The 20479-nt window shown below is 43.0% G+C and carries 20 protein-coding genes; 12 read left to right on the top strand and 8 right to left on the bottom strand.

Annotation, left to right across the window (positions count from 1 at the left end):
• The first annotated feature begins 247 nt into the window (after positions 1-247).
• Both cgtA and proB read left to right on the top strand, forming a co-directional pair.
• Entirely contained in the window at positions 248-1453 is a 1206-nt protein-coding gene (cgtA, locus tag C8322_RS07735; RefSeq protein ID WP_004810511.1) for an Obg family GTPase CgtA, read from the top strand.
• 27 nt (positions 1454-1480) lie between these two features.
• Positions 1481-2614, top strand: coding sequence for a glutamate 5-kinase (gene proB / locus C8322_RS07730; protein WP_005221476.1), 1134 nt, complete (start codon positions 1481-1483; stop codon positions 2612-2614).
• A 55-nt stretch (positions 2615-2669) separates the two neighbouring features.
• On the opposite strand, the gene C8322_RS07725 is transcribed toward proB, so the two are convergent.
• Together C8322_RS07725 and C8322_RS07720 are read right to left on the bottom strand one after the other, a co-directional pair.
• Positions 2670-3266: a phosphatase PAP2 family protein gene (locus C8322_RS07725; protein WP_005221477.1), complete on the bottom strand. Its 597-nt coding sequence runs from the start codon at positions 3264-3266 to the stop codon at positions 2670-2672.
• A gap of 164 nt (positions 3267-3430) precedes the next feature.
• Positions 3431-4135: an SIMPL domain-containing protein gene (locus C8322_RS07720; protein WP_004810506.1), complete on the bottom strand. Its 705-nt coding sequence runs from the start codon at positions 4133-4135 to the stop codon at positions 3431-3433.
• 475 nt (positions 4136-4610) lie between these two features.
• Here C8322_RS07720 and C8322_RS07715 point away from each other — a divergent pair, with 475 nt between their 5' ends.
• The 10 genes from C8322_RS07715 (at position 4611) to C8322_RS07670 (ending at position 15379) form a co-directional block, all read left to right on the top strand.
• A complete protein-coding gene (locus C8322_RS07715) occupies positions 4611-5984 on the top strand; it encodes a diaminobutyrate--2-oxoglutarate transaminase (RefSeq protein ID WP_004810505.1) in 1374 nt (457 codons plus the stop codon).
• Between the two features lie 3 nt (positions 5985-5987).
• Positions 5988-7520 (top strand): pyridoxal phosphate-dependent decarboxylase family protein, encoded by a 1533-nt coding sequence (locus C8322_RS07710; RefSeq protein WP_008304863.1) that lies wholly within the window; start codon positions 5988-5990, stop codon positions 7518-7520.
• Positions 7521-7902: 382 nt separating this feature from the next.
• Positions 7903-8931 carry a substrate-binding domain-containing protein gene (locus C8322_RS07705; protein ID WP_008304861.1) on the top strand — a complete coding sequence of 343 codons (1029 nt, stop codon included), beginning with the start codon at positions 7903-7905 and terminating at the stop codon, positions 8929-8931.
• Positions 8932-9030: 99 nt separating this feature from the next.
• A complete protein-coding gene (pstC, locus tag C8322_RS07700; protein WP_004810498.1) occupies positions 9031-10410 on the top strand; it encodes a phosphate ABC transporter permease subunit PstC in 1380 nt (459 codons plus the stop codon).
• Entirely contained in the window at positions 10410-11801 is a 1392-nt protein-coding gene (pstA, locus tag C8322_RS07695) for a phosphate ABC transporter permease PstA (protein WP_008304859.1), read from the top strand. The genes pstC and pstA overlap by 1 nt, the downstream gene beginning before the upstream one ends.
• A 10-nt stretch (positions 11802-11811) precedes the next feature.
• Positions 11812-12726 carry a phosphate ABC transporter ATP-binding protein PstB gene (gene pstB, locus C8322_RS07690; RefSeq protein WP_004810494.1) on the top strand — a complete coding sequence of 305 codons (915 nt, stop codon included), beginning with the start codon at positions 11812-11814 and terminating at the stop codon, positions 12724-12726.
• A gap of 95 nt (positions 12727-12821) precedes the next feature.
• Positions 12822-13535, top strand: a complete 714-nt coding sequence (locus tag C8322_RS07685) for a hypothetical protein (protein ID WP_048881521.1) — start codon at positions 12822-12824, stop codon at positions 13533-13535.
• Between the two features lie 47 nt (positions 13536-13582).
• A complete protein-coding gene (sohB, locus tag C8322_RS07680; RefSeq protein ID WP_008306669.1) occupies positions 13583-14545 on the top strand; it encodes a protease SohB in 963 nt (320 codons plus the stop codon).
• Positions 14546-14653: 108 nt separating this feature from the next.
• A complete protein-coding gene (locus C8322_RS07675; protein ID WP_008306672.1) occupies positions 14654-15115 on the top strand; it encodes a hypothetical protein in 462 nt (153 codons plus the stop codon).
• Between the two features lie 27 nt (positions 15116-15142).
• Positions 15143-15379, top strand: a complete 237-nt coding sequence (locus C8322_RS07670; protein ID WP_008306673.1) for a hypothetical protein — start codon at positions 15143-15145, stop codon at positions 15377-15379.
• Positions 15380-15448: 69 nt separating this feature from the next.
• On the opposite strand, the gene C8322_RS07665 is transcribed toward C8322_RS07670, so the two are convergent.
• From C8322_RS07665 to C8322_RS07640, 6 genes are all read right to left on the bottom strand, one after another.
• Positions 15449-16084, bottom strand: a complete 636-nt coding sequence (locus tag C8322_RS07665; protein WP_008306675.1) for a DUF2238 domain-containing protein — start codon at positions 16082-16084, stop codon at positions 15449-15451.
• A gap of 90 nt (positions 16085-16174) precedes the next feature.
• Positions 16175-17563, bottom strand: coding sequence for an adenylosuccinate lyase (purB, locus tag C8322_RS07660; RefSeq protein ID WP_004810482.1), 1389 nt, complete (start codon positions 17561-17563; stop codon positions 16175-16177).
• A gap of 56 nt (positions 17564-17619) precedes the next feature.
• Positions 17620-18351, bottom strand: a complete 732-nt coding sequence (gene hflD / locus C8322_RS07655; protein ID WP_111810750.1) for a high frequency lysogenization protein HflD — start codon at positions 18349-18351, stop codon at positions 17620-17622.
• A gap of 13 nt (positions 18352-18364) precedes the next feature.
• Complete coding sequence (gene mnmA, locus C8322_RS07650) at positions 18365-19498, bottom strand: tRNA 2-thiouridine(34) synthase MnmA (RefSeq protein ID WP_004810479.1); 1134 nt, start codon at positions 19496-19498, stop codon at positions 18365-18367.
• Between the two features lie 4 nt (positions 19499-19502).
• Positions 19503-19988, bottom strand: a complete 486-nt coding sequence (locus tag C8322_RS07645; RefSeq protein ID WP_004810477.1) for an NUDIX hydrolase — start codon at positions 19986-19988, stop codon at positions 19503-19505.
• 280 nt (positions 19989-20268) lie between these two features.
• Positions 20269-20442 (bottom strand): ATP-binding protein, encoded by a 174-nt coding sequence (locus C8322_RS07640; protein WP_082191080.1) that lies wholly within the window; start codon positions 20440-20442, stop codon positions 20269-20271.
• Between the last annotated feature and the right edge of the window lie 37 nt (positions 20443-20479).

Genomic DNA, 20479 nt, shown 5'->3' with positions numbered 1-20479 from the left:
GTTGAGCACTATAGGCAGCTCGATGCCAAATCAGAAATAATAAAAAACGATCAATTAAGCTTTAAAGACTATATTTTGAATTTTTATAGGTCTGAATATTTTTCAGACGGTTTTGTATTTTGAGACAAGCTGAATGAAATTACCCTTGAAATGAGCGATCTTCATGGAATAGTGCATAAATGTAGTCGAGAAATGCTTTAAAATATGGCAGAATAGGCGGTTTTAAAGTTTTTAGAGGATTGGCAATATGCGCTTTGTTGATGAAGCAGTCATTACCGTAGAGGCTGGCGACGGTGGCAATGGCGTAGCCAGTTTTCGCCGTGAAAAGTTCGTACCATTTGGTGGTCCAGATGGTGGTGATGGTGGTCGTGGCGGCAGCATTTATGTTCAGGCTGACGACGACACGAGTACCCTTGTAGATTATCGTTATACCCGTAGATTTCGCGCTGAACGTGGTAAAAACGGTGCTGGCGCAAACTGTGCTGGTCGTGGTGGCGAATCAGTTATTTTAAAAGTTCCTGTGGGAACAACTATTGTAGATAGTGAATCTGGCGACATTATTGGTGACCTGATCGAAGATGGTCAAAAGGTATTGGTTGCTCAAGGTGGTGATGGCGGTTTGGGTAATACCCACTTCAAATCGTCGACTAACCGTTCTCCACGTAAGTGTACCCATGGTGTTAAAGGTGAATTCCGTGAAATCCGTCTGGAGCTAAAAGTGCTTGCAGACGTTGGTTTACTGGGTATGCCTAATGCAGGTAAATCAACCTTTATCCGTGCAGTATCCGCTGCAAAACCGAAAGTGGCAGATTATCCATTTACCACAATGATGCCAAATCTGGGCGTTGTGGACGCGGATCGTTACCGTTCATTTGTAATGGCTGATATTCCAGGTCTGATCGAAGGTGCTGCTGAAGGTGCGGGTCTGGGTATTCGCTTCCTGAAACACCTGGCACGTACACGCATTTTGCTACACATTGTCGATGTACAACCGATTGACGGTTCAGATCCTGCTTACAATGCCAAAGCAATTATCGCAGAGCTTGAGAAATTCTCGCCAACGCTCTCTAAATTGCCAGTGGTATTGGTTCTGAACAAGGTTGACCAGTTAGCAGAAGAAACACGTGACGAATGGTGTAACCATATTCTTGAAGAATTAAAGTGGGAAGGCCCTGTCTTTAAAACTTCTGGCTTAACGGCAGAAGGGACGAAAGACGTTGTGTACTACCTGATGGATCAAATCGAACAGCAACGCGAACGTGAAGTTGAAGATCCAGAATATGCAGCAGAAATGAAAGCATTCCGTGATCAGCTGGAAGCTGAAACACGTGAACAAACGATTGCTGCGAAAGAAGCTTATCGTGAAATGCGTCGCGCTCAACGTCTGGGTGGCGATGACTTTGATGATGAAGATGATGACGACAGCGACGTAGAAGTATATTACGTACGTTAATCTTTTAAAGATAAGTCTGAGGACAAGATGATAGAAGTGGTAGATGGGCAACGTCAGCTCAAGGGTTGTAAACGAATCGTTGTTAAAATCGGATCATCTTTACTCACAGCAAACGGGCAAGGTTTAGATTTAGATGCCATCTCGCACTGGGCGGGACAAATCGCAGATCTACACAATGCAGGACACGAGATTATTCTGGTGTCATCAGGTGCTGTGGCTGAAGGTATGGTTCGAATGAAACTAGAGAATCGACCCACCGATCTACCCAGTCTTCAGGCTTGCGCTGCCATTGGTCAGATGGGGCTTATTCATATCTGGTCAAGCGTGCTGGATAAATACCAGATCCAGACTGCTCAGGTACTGTTAACCCATGATGACCTGGCAGATCGTCGCCGCTATCTCAATTCATGTGATGCCTTGCAGCACCTGATTGAATGGCGTGTGATTCCGGTGATTAATGAAAATGACACCGTTTCGACCGATGAAATCCGCTTTGGTGATAATGATACCTTGGCTGCCATGGTGGCAGGTCAGGTGCATGCGGATCTGCTGATTATCCTGACCGATCAGGAAGGCATGTTTGATTCGGACCCACGTTCTAATCCGAATGCCAAACTGTTCCATACCGTACGTGCGATGGATGAGAGTCTGTTTGATATGGCTGGCGGTGGTGGCAAATTTGGTCGTGGCGGCATGCTGACCAAAGTCCGCGCTGCACGTCTGGCTGCGAAGTCGGGTTGTCCAACGCTGATTGCCAGTGGTGACAGTGACTGTGTTTTATCGCGTCTTATGACGGGTGAAATGTTGGGCACTTTATTCATCACTGATGATGATCGTGTTACTGCACATCAGCAATGGCTGGCAGCGCATTTGCAAACGGCAGGTCGTCTGGTGATTGATGATGGTGCTGTTAAGGCCATTAAAGAAAATCACCGCAGTCTGTTACCGGTAGGCGTTAAAGCAGTTGAAGGTCATTTCGAGCGTGGTGATGTGGTGGAATGTGTCGATACACAAGGTCACCGTATTGCGGTCGGACGTGTGAACTTTAGTTCACGTTCAGCTGAGATCGTCAAAGGTCTAGCATCAGACAAAGTGCATCAAGTCCTTGGTGAAGCGCGTTCTTTAGAGATGATTCACCGTAATCATATGGCAATTTACTAAATTATTAAGATTAAAAAAATCCCGCTTTCGAGCGGGATTTTTTATGTCTGGAAATTTACTTCACCCAGCCCATCCGAATAAAAGGCTTAAACAGGAATTGATGAATGCTGAAAATAAAGCTCATGATTTTATTCTCATATTTCCACCAGAGCGGTAAGCCAGCAAGATTGACTGCCAAAGCAATCACGAATGCTCCCATCATATCAATCGGAAAATGTACACCCACATAAACCCGCGACCAAGCTACCAGCCAGGCAGTCCAGAGCAGAAGTCGCCCCAAGTCCCGTTGTGGTGAAAAATAATAGGCAAAGGCAATCCCGCTAAAAATACTCATATGGTTGCTGGGAAAAGAACCTGTGGCTTCATGCTCAATTAAGGTATGACCAATTTCCATGACAAATGGACGAGGCGTATTCAACACAGCAGATAAAACTTCACTTATGAATAAGGTAATCGCAGTGAAGATAAAGGCTTTGATAATCACGGTTTTCACTTCACGATTGCCACGTAGCCAAGCTATGGCAAAGATCAGCAGGAATAAATACACCAAATCATGTGCAATTAGACAGGCATAGTTGATCATCCATATTGAAGCGTGATCAGGTGCATTAAAAAGATGAAACAGATATAAGTTGGGTTGATCAAGGGACATAAGGTAAGAGGATTGATACAAATGTCGGTTACTCTAAACCTATCAAAGTGGTATTTATACCGAAGTATGTATGAATTTGTAGCGTTGATTTTTTAAAGTAACCTCAGGTGATAAAAAACCACCCAAAAGGGTGGTTTTTAAAATCAGAATACTTTTACTAACACTTACTTAAACTGAATCGAACCATTGGCACTCACAGTCATTTTAGACTCACCCGCTGCCATTTCCTGATCTGGAATAGCTGCTTCTGCATAAGCCGCTTTGGCCATTGCCATACGTGGAACCGGTGGGTAGCCTGAATTATTGGTGTTAATATTCATATTTACCAGTTGATATCCAGCTTTGTTCCAAGCCTGAGCCAGGCTTTGTGCACGTTGCTGGAAGTTTTTGGATGCTTCCAGCATCAGCTCATTTTCAACTTTCTTACGTTTTGCTTCAGATACTGTAAAGTTAATTGATTCAGTCTGGAAGTTTTGCTGCAATTCGGCAATTAGCTGTGAAGCCGCTTTGAAGTCAGTCGATTCAATACGTACCTGAGCACGAGCTCTCCACTCTCTGAGTTTACGGTTGTCATTGTCATAGACTGGATAAGTGTGTTGTGAACCGGTTTCAATTTTCACACTCGGATATTTCTTTGCGGCATTGATGGCCTGGTTCATGAGTTGATTAATTTGCGCTGCAAGTTCAGCAGGCTGTTTATTGGATTTTTCTACATATAAATTGGCATGCATCAGGTCATTGGAAATATCGCGGCTGGCCTCTGCTGAAATATTAATAATATTATAATTCAGTGGCTCATTTTGGTCTGCAAATGCAGTACTCGCTAAGGTGCCTGCAAGTATAAGGCTGGACAATGCTAGGAGGCGCATATTTTCTTCCTGTTTTTCTTAAAATTAGCCATCTTGGCTGATCTTCAGATATTAAATCTCAATTGTGCTCTTTTTGCGAAATATTTGTGGTAAGAGTGTTAAGTTTTCGATTATTTTTTCTGGAGTTTTAAGGTTTAATTATTTTAAAAATTATATATTTATTAATGTATTATTGAAATCATTGTGAACTTTTCTGAAAGGCTACAAAAAAGTATAAAAGAAGCTGCTTTTCTTTCCTTTGTCACACGTTAAGATGATAATTTAGAGATTAGACAGGCATGATATTTTTTTTCGATAAATTTTCAGGTAAATTGAGTTGAAAGTTATTTATTTTCCTGAAAAATTCGGTATCATCCGCCTCCTAAGTTAGTTAACTAAGATTATGGCTAACTAAAATCTTATAAAGCACCGAGTCAAAGGACCAAACGTCACCAGACTTATTTCTTTCAACCCATATCAGAGATGGTAATTCGATATGAGCGTTACTTCTGTAAACCCTGCCACCAATTCCACAAACGAATACTACTTGACTCGCCAAAGTCAGATGGAATCGAATGTGCGTAGTTATCCACGTAAATTACCGTTAGCGATAGCGAAAGCACAAGGTTGCTGGGTTACCGATGTTGAAGGTACTGAGTACCTTGATTGTTTAGCTGGGGCAGGGACATTGGCTTTGGGCCATAATCATCCTGCGGTGATTCAAAGTATCCAGGATACGCTTGCAAGCGGTCTCCCACTACATACCCTGGATCTAACCACTCCTTTAAAAGATGCTTTCACTGAAGCTCTTCTTTCCTACCTTCCAGGTGGTAAAGAAGAATATTGCTTACAGTTCTGTGGCCCATCTGGTGCAGATGCAACAGAAGCAGCGATTAAACTTGCCAAAACCTTTACTGGCCGTAGTTCAGTGATCAGCTTCTCTGGTGGCTATCACGGTATGACTCACGGTTCTCTTGCCATGACAGGTAACCTGTCGGCGAAGAATGCAGTGAATGGTTTAATGCCAGGCGTTCAGTTCATGCCTTATCCGCATGAATATCGTTGTCCATTGGGTCTAGGTGGTGAAGCGGGTGTTGATGCTTTAACTTACTTCTTTGAAAACTTCATTGAAGACGTTGAAAGCGGTGTAACCAAGCCAGCAGCTGTAATCCTTGAAGCAATTCAAGGTGAAGGCGGTGTGGTAACAGCGCCAGTAAAATGGTTACAGAAAATCCGTGAAGTGACTGAAAAGCACAACATCGTATTGATTCTTGACGAAGTTCAAGCGGGCTTTGCACGTTCAGGCAAAATGTTTGCCTTTGAACACGCAGGTATTGAGCCTGATGTAGTGGTAATGTCTAAAGCGGTCGGTGGTAGCTTGCCACTTGCGGTACTGGGTATTAAACGTAAGTTCGACGCATGGCAACCTGCTGGCCATACCGGTACTTTCCGTGGTAACCAGCTAGCAATGGGTACAGGTCTTGCAACGATCAATACCATTAAAGAGCAAAATTTGGCGCAAAACGCACAAGAACGTGGTGATTTCCTGCAAGCTGAACTGAAAAAGCTAGCTGCTGAATTCCCATGTATCGGTAACGTGCGTGGTCGTGGCTTAATGATCGGTGTTGAAATCGTAGACGAACGTAAACCTGCTGATCATATGGGTTCGTTACCTGCCGATGGTCAATTGGCTGCAGCGATCCAGACTGCTTGTTTCAACAATAAATTATTGCTTGAGAAAGGTGGTCGTAACGGTACAGTGATCCGTTTACTTTGCCCGTTGATTATTACTCAGGCAGAGTGTGAAGAAGTTCTAGTTCGCTTCAAGAAAGCGGTTGCTGAAGCTTTAGTCGCAGTTCGAGGCGCGTAATTTATGGTAGATTTTGCAGAACATCGTAAAGCGTTACTCTGCAATGATGCTGCATCTATCGCTGACTATGAGTCAGCGATGGACCAAGCGACCGAAGCGGTTGCAGCATGGTTGCAAAATGACAAAATGTACACGGGTGGCAGCATCAAGGAATTGCGTAGCGCAATTTCTTTCAACCCTTCTAAAGATGGTTTGGGTCTTCAAAAATCTTTAGAGCGTATGGTTGAGCTATTCCTTAACAAAAGCTTGAAAGTACATCACCCGCATTCTCTAGCGCATTTGCACTGTCCAACCATGGTAGCAAGCCAGGTTGCGGAAGTGCTGATCAATGCGACTAACCAATCCATGGATTCATGGGATCAAAGTCCAGCGGGTTCTTTGATGGAAGTGCAGTTAATCGACTGGCTACGTCAAAAGGTTGGTTATGGTTCAGGTCAGGCGGGTGTATTCACTTCAGGTGGTACACAGTCGAACCTGATGGGTGTATTGCTGGCGCGTGATGCCTGCATCGCGAAAAACTGGAAAGATGAAAACGGTAATCCGTGGTCGGTTCAGCGTGATGGTATTCCTGCGGACGCGATGCGTAACGTCAAAGTCATCTGTTCTGAAAATGCGCACTTCTCTGTGCAAAAGAACATGGCAATGATGGGTATGGGCTTCCAGTCAGTAGTCACTGTTCCTGTAAATGAAAATGCACAGATGGATGTTGATGCTCTGGAAAAAACCATGGCGCATCTTCAGTCTGAAGGCAAAATCGTTGCATGTGTGGTAGCAACCGCAGGTACAACCGATGCGGGCGCGATTGATCCATTGAAAGCAATTCGTGAAATCACCAATAAATATGGCGCGTGGATGCATATCGATGCGGCATGGGGTGGCGCACTGATTCTATCCAATGACTATCGTTCTATGCTGGATGGGATTGAGTTATCTGATTCGATCACACTGGATTTCCACAAGCATTATTTCCAAACGATTTCATGTGGTGCATTTTTGCTCAAAGATGAAGCGAACTATCGTTTCATGCATTATGAAGCAGAGTATTTAAACTCTGCTTATGATGAAGAGCACGGCGTTCCGAACCTGGTATCGAAGTCACTGCAAACGACACGTCGTTTCGATGCGTTGAAGTTGTGGATGACGGTTGAAGCCTTGGGTGAAGAGCTTTACGGTTCAATGATTGATCATGGCGTGAAATTGACACGTGAAGTGGCAGACTACATCAAGGCAACTGATGGTCTGGAACTTCTGGTTGAGCCACAGTTTGCATCAGTATTGTTCCGTGTGGTTCCAGCAGGTTATCCAGCTGAGTTTGTGGATGCCCTGAACCAGAACGTAGCAGATGAGCTGTTTGCACGTGGTGAAGCGAATATTGGTGTAACTAAAGTCGGTCAGGTTCAATCTCTGAAAATGACGACTTTAAGTCCGGTGGCAACACTTGAAAACGTGAAGAACCTGCTGGCACTGGTGCTTGCAGAAGCGGATCGAATCAAGGATTCCATCGCTGACGGTACTTATACACCACCAATTGCATAAGTGATTGTGGTGTGAAAAAGGAGGCCTATTGGTCTCCTTTTTTTATATTTCAACAAAGATTATTTGTTTCTAGATCGAATTTAAATAGTGGTTATTCATGCATCAAAATTGTGGTAAAAAAAGAAATTCTTTATAAGAAATACAAAATTTTTTACATATTTAGTTGCTATAAAAATGTCGAAAAAATTCTTAAATAATTCATAATATATTGAAAATAATAAATATTTTTTAGTTATTTGGTGCTGTAACAGCTATCATAAAATCTTCATAAATCTGTAACCAGCCTGTCATATTTAAAAATCAAAATACTTGTATCGAAACAAGTACAACACGACAAAAAAAGTGGCGTACTCCAAATTTAAATGATTGTGAGAGATACAGAATGCGCTTTACAAAAATTACACTTGCACTTGCAGTGATGGGGCTAGGCATGACTGCAGCGAATGCAGCACGCGACACAATTCAAATTGCAGGTTCTTCAACTGTACTTCCATATGCAAGTATTGTAGCTGAAGAATTTGGCAATACTTTCCCGCAGTTTAAAACTCCAGTTGTCGGCTCAGGCGGTTCGTCAGGTGGTTTAAAGCAGTTCTGTAATGGTGTTGGTGATAATACCATCGATATCGCAAACGCATCTCGCCAGATCAAAAGTTCCGAATTGGCAGAATGTAAAAAGAATGGCGTTAACCAGGTACTAGAAATCAAAATCGGTTATGACGGTATTGTCTTTGCATCGAATGCCAAAAAAGCAGCTTACAAACTTCGTCCACAACATGTTTTTGCAGCCTTGGCAGCACAGTTACCAGCCAATGGCAAAATGGTAGCTAACCCGTATACACGCTGGAACCAGATTGACAAGTCACTTCCTAATGAGCCGATCACACTGGTAATCCCTGCTTCGAATCATGGAACACGCGAAGTCTTCCAGGAGAAGATGGTGGATGCAGGTTGTGAAACATATGCTGCAATTAAGTCTTTAGATAAAGATGCCAAAAAGAAAGCCTGTACCACTTTCCGTAAAGATGGTCGTGTTATTGAAATTTCAGGTGACTACACCGAAACGCTGGCACGTCTGAAAACCTCTCAAAGTGCAGTTGGTGTATTTGGTCTAGGTTTCTATGACCAGAACCGTGACAAACTGCGTGTTGCAACAGTTAACAACGTTGCACCATCTGAGCAGACCATCCTGAATGGTTCTTATCCGGTATCTCGTCCATTGTTCTTCTATGTGAAAGGCGAACACCTGAAATCAATCAAAGGTTTGCCACAGTTCACTGAATACTTCCTGAGCAAGAAAGTATCTGGTAAAGGATCGAAACTGGAAAAAGCAGGTTTGATTTCAATGTCTGATAAGGAACGTGCAGCAGTACTTGCTAACTTTAAGGCAGCTAAAGTAGTTGTAGTGAAGTAAGCAAATATTGAAATAGCTGGTGGCTGGAAACGGTCACCGGCTTTTAGTCATAGATAGGTTTTTTAAAAATATGAAGATTGAAAAAACAGTGGAGCATACATGAATCTGCTACTCCTGGGTGTGTTACTGGCGATTATCGCTGTTGCCTATCAGATCGGATTAAGTCGAAGCCAGAAATTGGCAGGCCAAGGCAAAAACACAGCAATGCTGAATTCGCGTCCTGGCTATTATGGCGCCATGGTGGCTTTATGGTGTGGTATTCCTGCATTTTTAATCTTCATGATCTGGAATCTGGTTGAACCTGTGCTCCTGGAACAGCTGGTGCTGAAACACCTGCCACAACGGATGGTCGCAGGCATGGATTCTGCAGCTCTGAGTGTGATCGTGGATCGGGTGCAGGCACTGGCTTCCGGTTTTGGCGTTAGTGATACACCACAGGCTTATGAACTGGCTGCAGCAGAGCAGGTGGCACGTATCATGAGCATCAGCAGCTATGCCAAGCTGGTGGTAGTGATCTCTGTTGCTGTTGCCGGACTGGTTTGGGCCAAAAAACGTATCAGTAATCAGTTGCGTGCACGTCATCAGGTTGAAAAAGTCATCAATATCAGCTTGGCACTCTGTTCTGGTGTTGCCATCCTGACCACACTCGGCATTGTCATGTCGATGTTTGGCGAAGCAATGCGCTTCTTTAGCTTCGTCAGCCCAATTGATTTTTTCTTTGGCACACAATGGAACCCGGGTTTTAGCACTTCAGGCAATGCCGAAGGAAGTTATGGCCTGTTGCCTTTATTGTGGGGCACCTTGATGGTCAGTGGAATCGCCCTGTTGGTCGCAGTCCCATTGGGTCTGATGATTGCAATCTATTTGTCCGAATATGCCTCACCAAAATTCCGTTCATGGGCAAAACCGACTATTGAGGTTCTGGCTGGTATTCCAACCATCGTTTACGGTGTGTTTGCCTTGATGATTCTGGGCCCATTTATTAAAACGCTCGGTGCTATGGTCGGTGTTGATATTAATGCGACCAGTGCCTTAACTGCCGGCTTTGTTATGGGCATCATGATCATTCCATTTGTATCTTCTTTATCAGATGACATTATTACCCAGGTACCACGTGCCTTACGAGACGGTTCACTGGGTCTAGGCGCAACCAAATCTGAAACGATCCGCCAAGTGGTGCTGCCAGCCGCTTTGCCGGGCATTATCGGTGCCTTCTTGCTGGCAGCATCCCGTGCGATTGGTGAGACCATGATTGTGGTACTGGCAGCAGGTAATAGCCCGCTGTTACATGCTAATCCACTAGAAGCGGTATCAACTGTAACCATTACCATTGTGAACCAATTAACTGGCGATACTGACTTTGCCAGTCCACAAGCACTGGTTGCGTTTGCATTAGGTCTGACTCTTTTTGTTATTACCTTAGGTTTGAACATTGTCGCACTGTACATCGTGCGTAAATATCGTGAGCAATACGACTAATGAGTACTTCAAATACCACACCTTTAGATCAGCGTATTGATCCATCTGTTAATGCTGAGCTGCGTGAAGAGCGTAAAAAGACCATTCAAAGCTCTCTTGCACGGCGCCATCGCAAAGAAAAAACCTTTCGTATGCTTGGTTTTTCTGCGGTATTGGCGGGTCTGTTCTTTGTCGTATTGCTATTCGGTAGTATCTTGGCCAAAGGCTTGCCGGCATTCTGGCAAAGCAGTATGAGCCTGCCTATCCATTTCGATCCGGCAATTGTCAATATTGGTCCACAACCCAAACAGACTGCCGGCGAGTCTCCTGCACAGTTTGAACAGCGTATGGTGGATTGGCAGATGCAGGCTGGCATGGTCGACTGGGATGCCCTGATCATTAATGGCATGATTGCCAAAGACGGCAAGCTGGAAAACCAGCGTGATGAACTGGGTTATTTATATACCAGTTCAGAAGCCTATCGTCTGCGTGACATGGTGCTGAACAATCCAAGTCTGGTCGGAAAAACCCAGGAAGTTAAAATTTTGGCCGACGCCAATGTTGATGTATGGCTTGCAGGTAATATTGACCGTAACCTGCCAGATGAGCAGCAACAGCTAAGTCCTGAAGTCCGCCAGATTGCTGATGACATGAAAGCTTCAGGCGTGATCGAAAACAGCTTCAATACCAATATCTTTACTAATCCGGACTCCCGTAGTTCGCCTGCAACCTCTGGTTTGGCAGGTGCATTCATGGGCTCACTGTTCATGATGTTGATCGTGATCTTTATCTCGATTCCAATCGGTGTAGCTTCAGCAATCTATCTGGAAGAGTTTGCACCAAAAAACTGGATCACCGATGTCATTGAAGTCAACATCAATAACCTGGCAGCCGTTCCGTCTATTGTTTTCGGTCTACTCGGTGCAGCGATCTTCATCGGCTGGATGCATTTACCACTTTCAGCGCCATTAGTCGGTGGTCTGGTACTTAGTCTGATGACTTTGCCAACCGTGATTATTACTACACGAGCTTCTCTAAAAGCTGTACCACCATCGATTCGTCAGGCAGCCTTAGGCTTAGGTGCCTCACGTTTACAAACTGTATTCCACCATATTTTACCACTCGCACTACCGGGTATTTTGACCGGAGCGATTATTGGTGTCGCACAGGCACTTGGTGAAACCGCACCACTGTTATTGATCGGGATGAGCGCCTTTGTTGCTAGCGTACCGGCAACGCCACTAGATCAATCGACTGCTTTGCCTGTACAGATTTTCCTGTGGCAGGGTAATGAATTGCGTAACTTCTTCGAAGGTCGTACTGCTGCCGCCATTATTGTTCTCCTTGTCATGATGATTGGCTTAAACAGCTTAGCCATCTGGTTACGCAAGAAGTTTGAAGTCCGTTGGTAAGGAGAAAATAATGAAAACAATGAATATTTCAAACTATTTAAAAAAGGATCTATCCATGAACCTCCAGCAAAATAAATTTATTGCAGATGCCGCTGCAACCAAGCCCCTGATTTCATATAATTCTCAGTTCGAGACCCAAGCTGAAAATAAGAAAAAAGACAAGACGGGCAATGTCAAGCTGAGTGCGCAGGATGTACATGTTTACTATGGTGAACTCGAAGCGATCAAAGGTATTGACCTGAACATTTATGAAAATGAAGTGATCGCCTTTATTGGTCCATCGGGTTGCGGTAAATCCACTTTCCTGCGCGCTCTTAACCGGATGAACGACACCATTGATGGTTGCCGTATGACAGGTAAAGTTTTGCTGGATCATCAGGATATTTATGATCCTAATCTGGATGTAGTATTGCTACGTGCGCAGGTTGGCATGGTATTCCAGAAACCAAACCCATTTCCAAAATCTATTTTTGACAATGTTGCCTATGGCCCGAAACTGCATGGTCTGGCTCGCGATAGATACGATCTGGAAGAAATTGTCGAGAATAGTCTGCGTAAGGCCGGATTGTGGAATGAAGTAAAGGACCGACTGAATCAGCCGGGAACAACTTTATCTGGTGGTCAGCAGCAACGTCTCTGCATCGCGCGAACCATTGCGGTAAGCCCGGATGTCATCCTGATGGATGAACCATGTTCAGCGCTGGATCCGATTGCGACAGCAAAAGTGGAAGAGCTAATTTCCGAACTTTCTACCCAATATACGATTGCTATTGTGACTCACTCAATGCAACAGGCGGCACGAGTATCAGATCGAACTGCATATTTCCATTTAGGTGATTTAATTGAAGTGAATTCGACAGAAAAAGTCTTTAGCCAGCCGGATCATCAGTTGACAGAAGCATACATTACTGGTCGTTTTGGTTAATACACATTTAAAAAATATTTTAAAACAGAATCTTAGGATTCTGTTTTTTTTGTTATGCTGTATGTGATTTTTTAAAATTATAAAATTAAATTGAGATGCGTAATTATAATTTGACCAAAAAAGAAGGCAAGGTCGTTGCTGAAACACAGCAAGCGCTCTATCGAGCATTATTCGGCTCAGTGAATTTTCCAAGAAATCTAAGCATCTTTTTGGTTGGTATTAGTCTTTTTATGGCGACTTTGGTTCTGCATGAAGGGTGGTTTCCCACTTCACAAAGCCAAGGTATGAGCAATTATCATCGTTGGTTATATGATGTTTATGTGATGGTTTCCATATTCATTGTACCTCTAATCTATCTGCGTTTTAGGCAGCTCGAAGGCTCTGTCGCTTTCCGAAGAAAATGGAACGCATACATTCGAGCTTATGCGCAGTATCAGTTCAAATTAAAACAAGTGGTAGAAAGTGTAGATGATGACAGGTCTGGTCAGCAAAAGTTAAGTGACTCAATGACTCGGCATTTTTTGCAACATCCATGGTTTCAATATCTAATGATTGGTGTGGTGATTTATGGTTGTATTGCAATGTATATTTGGGTCACACCATTCACGAGTAGCCGAGGATCGAGCTTCTGGATTCTCGCATGGTGGCCGATTAATGCTGTTATTATCGGGATGCTTTACTATATACAATTTCCGTTAATGCTACGGTGGTTATCAATTGCAAAAATACAAGAACAATATGGAATTTTGCAACTAAAAGCAGTGCGAGAGAATTCAGTCAATAATATGGTTGAAAAAATACCAAATTGACCTAATCTAAGGTTTATAGCCCGAATTAAACTGAGAATAGATTTTATATGTTATTTCATACTCCGAAACTACCGGCTGAAATCCGTATCAATCACCTGAATGCGCGTATTAATGAACAACGAAAAAAAATTGCGCAAACCACAGCCTCTAAACTGGAGCTGTTGCAGTTAAGTCAGCAACTGGCAAAAGAAGCACGTGCCCGTAAAAAAACTAATGAAAAAATCTACGTGCTCGATTTTAAAGGGGATACTGCTGCTTCTGCAGTTGAACAGCTACGTGAAGAAATTACGTTGATTCTGGCAACAGCAAAAGCTGGACGCGACCGTGTAATCGTACGCTTGGAAAGTCCAGGTGGTATGGTGCACGGCTATGGTCTGGCAGCTGCCCAACTGGTGCGATTACGTGAAGCAGGATTCCATTTGACGATTTGCGTCGATAAAGTCGCTGCTAGCGGTGGCTATATGATGGCATGTATTGCCAGCGAAATTATTTCTGCCCCGTTTGCGATTGTGGGTTCAATTGGTGTAGTTGCTCAAGTACCGAACTTTAACCGTCTGTTAAAAGACAACAAGATTGACTTTGAACTGTTTACGGCAGGTGAGTACAAACGTACCGTAACCATGTTCGGTGAAAATACTGAAGAAGGTAAAGCCAAGTTTGAAGAAGAAATTCAGCAAACGCATGCGCTGTTTAAGCATTTTGTGGAAAAGTATCGTCCGCAACTCAATGTTGAAAAAGTGGCAACAGGTGAGCACTGGTATGGTCAGGATGCGCTGGATCTAAATCTGGTGGATAAGTTGCAAACATCGGATGAGTATGTGTTGGGTTTATTGCCTCAGCATGATGTGTATACGATCAACACGCGTAAGAAACCAACTTTAGGTGAAAAACTGGGTTTGCAGGCAGCACAAATTGCTGATTCCTTGATCCCTGCAGTGATGAACAAAGTAGTCGACTCGCTGACGAAAGCCAATTCAAATCTGGTTCAGATGCGTGATCCGAAACTTTAATTTATTGCTCTGAAAATGATATGGAAAGCTCACTTCGGTGGGCTTTTTCATTTTTGAAATCAAATCATTATGATATAAGTGAAGTACTTTGATTGAGTCTAGGCTCATATGCTCACGTTTATTTTATTATTGGGATTCTTTAGCATCGTGTTTATTCCGATGTTATGTATGCTCTATGCTGAAGCCAAACTCATAAATAATGATTCGAAGAAGATTCTGTTTTGGCTGAGCTTTCTACCTGGTGCATGTATTTTTCTATTATATGGTGTTTTAAAGCCAAATAATCCACCCGTTACTCCATCGAAAGAATGTGGTGTGGTGCAGTCTTATCAGGTATATAAAACTCGAGGTGGAACTCAGCATGAAAGCCTAATCATTCGCTTCAATGGTGCCAAGTATAGTCGTTATTTATATTTCGATAAGGATTCTGAGAAAATGCCGAAAGGGCAAAGGGTCTGTTTTGAGTATTTAGATAAGTTTAAATACCCACACTTGTCAAAATCTAAGTTTGTTAAATGGATTGACCCTACTGAAATGCCGACCAGCACTGAGGTAAATCAGATAAAATAAAGCATATTTTACTGTTAGAGCAGAAACATGGCTGTCGCTGAAGCATATCTTGCAACGCAAAATTGTTATTTTAATTACGAGTTTGAAGAATTGAATTTGGATGATTTTCCTGAGGAATTATCTGTGTCACTGCGTGGCATGATGTTCCGCCATGAAATTCAATATCCTGATGCAATCTATTTCATTTATTACAGCGAGATATTAACGGGGAGTGAATTGCAAAAAATGAAAGATGATTGGAAGCGATATTGCCCACTTCCATAATTGCAAAACATGAAGGTAATTAAATCCATGATTCAAAACTTTAATTCATGATGATCTAAAAAGCTCACTTTAATGAGCTTTTTTATTTTGTGAAATCAGCATCAGTGCACCCGTAAACATCGACCCAACTGTTGCTAAAAACATATCTTTATGTGCATCCCACATGTCGCCTTGCTGACCATTATAACTTTCTGCCTGGTCAGGGGATAAGCCAATCGCAATCAGCCATTCGATCCATTCATAAATCAGACTGGTTGCCATGACAAATTGAATGACTAACAAAAAAACTGTGAATGGTTTTTGCTGCGGCAGCCAGACCTGAAATAGCCGGTAAAATACTGGGTAAAGTAGAAGGCCAAAAGCTAGGTGCACAAAACGGTCAAACATGTTGCGTGACCAGCCCATGGCAGCATTCAGGTCAAAGCCAAAGAGTGTCTGAGTCCATTCATTATAAGGTACATAAGAATACAGATAATGTGCAGCAACCACATGAATCAGCAGAAAAGCCAGATAAAGGTTGAAACTGAAAAAGCTCAATCCGATTTTATACAGGCACAAGATCAACATAACGATCATAAAAACCGTACCTGTTTGATGGAGCAGATAAGATTCCATTTCTAAAGGATGAATACTGGCAAAGATAATCGCAATTGCCAAAATCCCTAAACTAACAAAATGTTTGCTGCTTAATCGATGATCCATCATCTATTTCTATATCATTTTTCTTAAAGTTAGACATGATTATAAATAAAAAAAGCGAAGCCGGAGCTTCGCTTTTGGTCTTAATTGTCTAAATTAGATTTTAGCGATTAAGTCTTTAATTTGTTTTGCTTGTTCAGATGCATTACCTGTATATGTTGCAGGTGTCATTTCAGCCAAACGAGCACGATCCGCTGCAGGAACAGCTTCTAATTCGTTACCGTTTACGAAATCAACCATCATGTCACGAGTCATTGCCTGACCACGAGTCAATGCTTTTAATTTTTCGTATGGTTTTTCAACGTTATAACGACGCATAACGGTTTGAATTGGTTCAGCCAAGACTTCTTGTGCATTATCTAGGTCTTCATCAATACGTGCGGCATTTAGTTCAAGTTTACCCACGCCTTTTAAGCATGCTTCAAACGCGATCAAGCTTTGCGCAAAACCTACACCCATGTTACGAAGCACAGTAGAGTCAGTCAGGTCACGCTGCCAGCGAGAAATAGGCAGTTTTTCACCTAGATGCGCAAGAACTGCATTGGCAATACCCAAGTTACCTTCTGAGTTTTCGAAATCAATCGGGTTAACTTTGTGCGGCATAGTTGAAGAACCAACTTCGCCTTCTTTTAGTTTTTGCTTGAAGAAACCAAGCGAGATATAACCCCAAACGTCACGGTTAAAATCGATCAGGATGGTATTGAAACGACGCAGCGCATCAAACAGTTCTGCCATGTAGTCATGTGGCTCGATCTGAGTGGTGTACGGATTAAAAGTCAAACCTAAAGATTCAACAAATGCTTGTGAATGCGCAGGCCAGTTGATGTCTGGGTAAGCTGAAAGATGCGCATTGTAGTTACCCACTGCACCATTAATTTTGCCCAGTAGCTCAACTTGTTTGAACTGTTTGATTTGACGGGCAAGACGGTAAGCCACGTTCGCCATTTCTTTACCCAAAGTTGTTGGGCTCGCTGTTTGACCATGTGTACGAGACAACATTGGTTGGTCAGCATGTTTTTCAGCTAATGCAACAATTGAATCAATGATTTGTTGCATAGACTCAACCAGTACATCACGACCGCTTTTCAGCATTAATGCATGAGACAGGTTATTGATGTCTTCAGAAGTACATGCAAAGTGAATGAATTCGCCTGCATTTTTCAGTTCTTCAATGCCTGCAATTTTTTCTTTCAGGAAATACTCAACCGCTTTTACGTCATGGTTAGTCGTACGCTCAATCTCTTTAATGCGGTTTGCATCTTCTTCAGAGAAATTTGCAACGATCGCATCAAGTGCTGCATTGGTTTCAGATGAGAAAGCTGGCACTTCAGTGATTTCAGGACGGTTGGCAAGCGCTTGTAACCAACGCACTTCAACAGTCACACGAGCATGGATCAGACCAAACTCAGAAAGAAAAGGGCGCAGCGCATCACATTTGCTAGCGTAGCGTCCATCTAATGGAGAAAGTGCAGTTAAAGCGTTCATATCGATTCCCTAAATTTTGGAATTAAACGAAAAACGAGATACGCGTACAGCATCAGTTAAACTGCCTGAAACTGTAAGCGCGCGAGATTTTGGATATCCTGTAGCAGCTTGCGCTTGCCAAAAACCATACCCCAGGAACTGCCGCCGAGTTGACGCCATAGGTGCGCCATTTGCAGGCCAGTAAACAATGAAGCACGAATACGGTTGGTGTGTCCGGCATCTTTAAAGGCTTCAGCATTACCACGCACCATAATGCGCGGATTAATCTGTCCGGCAGTATCCACATAGGTTTGTGCGAGATTGGCAATGATGCTGGGGTGCATATAGTTATTATCGAAAAAGGAAAGCTGTCTTAGAATTTTTTGCTGGGATTGTTCGATAATTTCAACAAATTTAGGATTGCTGTAGACCTTCTTTTCTAACTGAAGAAGTGCCATCGCATAGGACATTGGCAGCTTGGTAGAGGAGAGTTTTGGAAGTCTGGATTTTGGGCTGGTCTCGAAGGGTTGAGTAATGGAACTTTCTAAGGTCTTTAATCCGAGAGAAATATCAGCCAGCTGATTAAACAAATCCAGGGTCTGGACATTGAGCGAGCCACTTGGTCGGATATTTAAACTGGCTTTAATCAGCTGATCAAAATAGAAATTACCACTTTCCCCAATGCTTTGCTGACTGGTTAAAGCAGTCATATGGGTCAGCTGGGTGGCCTGAAACACACCCGCTAACGCCAAAGCACGGTTTTGACGAACATTCAACGCTGTGGCCTGTTGAAAAGGTAATTTCGTCATGCCGACCTCATCCTTATATAAAATCAGGTTTAGGTGCATTGGTATGATGAATCACACCGCCACCCAAACATACTTCACCTGAGTAGAACACTACGCTTTGACCTGGGGTCACAGCTCGTTGTGGCTCATCAAATTCTACCCGAACACCTTGGGGTGTTTCTGGATCCTTATAAATGGTACACGCTTGATCAGGCTGACGATAGCGGGTTTTTGCCGTACAGCGGAAACCTGATTCAGAGATCTCCTGCTCACCAGCTACCCAGTCAATCGCTTCACTCCAAAGCATGGTGCTTTGCATCAGTGGATGTTCATGACCCTGACCAACCACAAGACGGTTACCCTCGATATCTTTGTACAGTACAAACCAGGCACCTTCTTCAGCGCCTTTCATACCGCCAATGCCGATCCCGCCGCGTTGACCGAGCGTATAGTACATTAAGCCGTGATGTTCACCAACCTCTTTACCGTCTTCTAGCACGATTTTTCCGGGTTGTGCCGGCAAATATTGCTTTAAGAAGTCATTAAAGCGGCGTTCACCAATAAAACAGATGCCCGTCGAGTCTTTCTTCTTCGCTGTAGCAAGACCTAATTCTTCTGCAATTTTACGCACTTGCGGCTTTTCAATTTCACCCACTGGGAACAAAGTCTTGTTAATTTCACGACCATGAACGGCATGCAGGAAGTAAGTCTGGTCTTTATTGTTGTCTACGCCACGCAATAAAGATGCATATTGATCACCTTTAGAATTGGTCATGGTTTCACCACGACGACAATAGTGACCAGTTGCAATAAAGTCGGCACCCAGGTTGATCGCATGATCCAGGAAGGCACGGAATTTAATTTCTTTATTACATAAGATATCCGGGTTTGGGGTACGGCCGGCCGCATATTCAGCCAGGAAATGCTCGAATACGCGATCCCAGTATTCCATTGCGAAGTTGGCAGTATGCAGTTTAATCCCGATCTTGTCACAAACGGCCTGAGCATCGGCAAGGTCATCCATTGCCGTGCAGTATTCTGTGCCGTCATCTTCTTCCCAGTTTTTCATGAAAAGACCTTCAACCTGATAACCTTGTTGAAGTAGGAGTGCTGCAGACACAGATGAATCTACACCACCAGACATTCCGACGATGACACGTTGTTGCATAGGATTAGGCATCCAAATTTGAAATTAAGGGAGAGTTTTGGTGCTCGTAAATGAGCGATAAAGGATATTTTTGACCAGAAAGCGCATCCTGTACGGCTTTAATCACCAGCGGACTACGCGCACGAGCTGACTCTTGCAGTTCATCTAAAGTCATCCAGACTGCACCGACAATGTCCGTATCTAAAGTTGCATGTGGGTCATAATCAACCGATTTGGCTAAAAAACAGAAGCGAAAATAAGTACGGTCTGGGAACATCGGCGGGGTATAGGTATACATGCCTAAAAGATGGGTCACTTCAACCGTATGTCCAGTTTCTTCCATGGTTTCACGAATTGCGGCCTCGACAATGGTTTCACCGCATTCTACATGACCTGCTGGCTGATTAAATACTGTGTGTGTCACACCTTCTGTATGTTCTTCTACAAAAAGGAATTTTCCGTCTTTTTCGACAACGGTTGCGACAGTGACGTGAGCAGTCCAAGCAGTCATAGAAACAGCACCATGGAAAATGATGCACTATTGTATAAAATTTTGTGGTGTGTGGCTATGTTGAGAGAGGATTTCTTTAGCTACTAAAAAATTATTAGTCTTAAGGAAATAAGCAATTTTATGAAATATTGCCTCTATTTTAAGCGTGAAATACTGAAAATCACTAAAAAAGCTCAATTCAACAGCATTAAGCTTTTATGTGTATAACAAAACTATGAATTATAAAAAATAATTTCTTATAACGTGCATCATGTTAATTGAGAAATATTAAGCATAAACTTTAAACAATATTCAGGTCTAAGCTTAAACCAAATACAATGCCTTGCTGGGTGTTATACGCATATACTTCCCCCTCATGTAACATCATAATAGATTTCACGATTAATAGCCCCAAACCGCCCGTTTTTGCTTTGGAATGTCGACTACTATCAATTTGATAAAGGCTTTGTTGCACAAACCTATCATTAAAGGCTTATTCAGCAATATAATTT

Source organism: Acinetobacter sp. SM1B (assembly GCF_003289665.1).
GTDB lineage: Bacteria > Pseudomonadota > Gammaproteobacteria > Pseudomonadales > Moraxellaceae > Acinetobacter > Acinetobacter schindleri.
The sequence above is the reverse complement of the archived record's forward strand: the minus strand, read 5'-3'. Positions and strand labels throughout refer to the sequence as shown.

Excerpts from the sequence above, each read along its gene's own strand:
- pstB (WP_004810494.1), top strand. The coding sequence starts at position 11,812 with ATGAAAACAATGAATATTTCAAACTATTTAAAAAAGGATCTATCCATG.
- purB (WP_004810482.1), bottom strand. The coding sequence starts at position 17,563 with ATGAACGCTTTAACTGCACTTTCTCCATTAGATGGACGCTACGCTAGC.
- C8322_RS07665 (WP_008306675.1), bottom strand. The coding sequence starts at position 16,084 with ATGATGGATCATCGATTAAGCAGCAAACATTTTGTTAGTTTAGGGATT.
- C8322_RS07720 (WP_004810506.1), bottom strand. The coding sequence starts at position 4,135 with ATGCGCCTCCTAGCATTGTCCAGCCTTATACTTGCAGGCACCTTAGCG.
- C8322_RS07645 (WP_004810477.1), bottom strand. The coding sequence starts at position 19,988 with ATGACTGCTTGGACTGCTCACGTCACTGTCGCAACCGTTGTCGAAAAA.
- C8322_RS07705 (WP_008304861.1), top strand. The coding sequence starts at position 7,903 with ATGCGCTTTACAAAAATTACACTTGCACTTGCAGTGATGGGGCTAGGC.
- hflD (WP_111810750.1), bottom strand. The coding sequence starts at position 18,351 with ATGACGAAATTACCTTTTCAACAGGCCACAGCGTTGAATGTTCGTCAA.
- C8322_RS07670 (WP_008306673.1), top strand. The coding sequence starts at position 15,143 with ATGGCTGTCGCTGAAGCATATCTTGCAACGCAAAATTGTTATTTTAAT.
- C8322_RS07715 (WP_004810505.1), top strand. The coding sequence starts at position 4,611 with ATGAGCGTTACTTCTGTAAACCCTGCCACCAATTCCACAAACGAATAC.
- cgtA (WP_004810511.1), top strand. The coding sequence starts at position 248 with ATGCGCTTTGTTGATGAAGCAGTCATTACCGTAGAGGCTGGCGACGGT.
- sohB (WP_008306669.1), top strand. The coding sequence starts at position 13,583 with ATGTTATTTCATACTCCGAAACTACCGGCTGAAATCCGTATCAATCAC.
- pstA (WP_008304859.1), top strand. The coding sequence starts at position 10,410 with ATGAGTACTTCAAATACCACACCTTTAGATCAGCGTATTGATCCATCT.
- C8322_RS07710 (WP_008304863.1), top strand. The coding sequence starts at position 5,988 with ATGGTAGATTTTGCAGAACATCGTAAAGCGTTACTCTGCAATGATGCT.
- C8322_RS07675 (WP_008306672.1), top strand. The coding sequence starts at position 14,654 with ATGCTCACGTTTATTTTATTATTGGGATTCTTTAGCATCGTGTTTATT.
- mnmA (WP_004810479.1), bottom strand. The coding sequence starts at position 19,498 with ATGCAACAACGTGTCATCGTCGGAATGTCTGGTGGTGTAGATTCATCT.
- pstC (WP_004810498.1), top strand. The coding sequence starts at position 9,031 with ATGAATCTGCTACTCCTGGGTGTGTTACTGGCGATTATCGCTGTTGCC.
- proB (WP_005221476.1), top strand. The coding sequence starts at position 1,481 with ATGATAGAAGTGGTAGATGGGCAACGTCAGCTCAAGGGTTGTAAACGA.
- C8322_RS07725 (WP_005221477.1), bottom strand. The coding sequence starts at position 3,266 with ATGTCCCTTGATCAACCCAACTTATATCTGTTTCATCTTTTTAATGCA.
- C8322_RS07685 (WP_048881521.1), top strand. The coding sequence starts at position 12,822 with ATGCGTAATTATAATTTGACCAAAAAAGAAGGCAAGGTCGTTGCTGAA.